The organism is Mesorhizobium sp. M5C.F.Ca.ET.164.01.1.1 (genome assembly GCF_004792125.1).
GTDB classification, from domain to species: domain Bacteria; phylum Pseudomonadota; class Alphaproteobacteria; order Rhizobiales; family Rhizobiaceae; genus Mesorhizobium; species Mesorhizobium wenxiniae.
Genome location: NZ_SRTG01000102.1, coordinates 1 through 451 on the forward strand (window position 1 = coordinate 1; position 451 = coordinate 451).

Consider the following 451-nt stretch of genomic DNA (forward strand, 5'->3'; position numbering starts at 1 on the left):
ATCAATCATCCCGAGAGCGAGCCGATGATCATCGGGCGCAATTTCCTGGTCAAGATCAACGCCAATATCGGCAACTCCGCTGTCATCTCGTCGATGGCCGAAGAGGTCGAGAAGATGGTGTGGGCGATCCGCTGGGGCGCCGACACGGTGATGGACCTGTCGACGGGCCGCAACATCCACAACATCCGCGACTGGATCGTGCGCAATGCGTCGGTGCCGATCGGTACGGTGCCGCTCTATCAGGCGCTGGAAAAGGTCAACGGCATCGCCGAGGACCTCAACTGGGAGGTCTACCGCGACACGCTGATCGAGCAGGCCGAGCAAGGCGTCGACTATTTCACCATCCACGCCGGCGTGCGGCTGCACTACATACCGCTGACCGTCGACCGGGTCACGGGCATCGTCTCGCGCGGCGGCTCGATCATGGCCAAATGGTGCAGGCACCATTTGG

The 451-nt window shown here is 61.9% G+C and carries 1 protein-coding gene; it reads left to right on the plus strand.

Going from position 1 to position 451, the window contains the following annotated elements:
* Window positions 1-451, plus strand: a 451-nt coding sequence (locus tag EN807_RS32615) for a phosphomethylpyrimidine synthase ThiC (RefSeq protein WP_189522668.1), incomplete at both ends; no start/stop codon positions are given.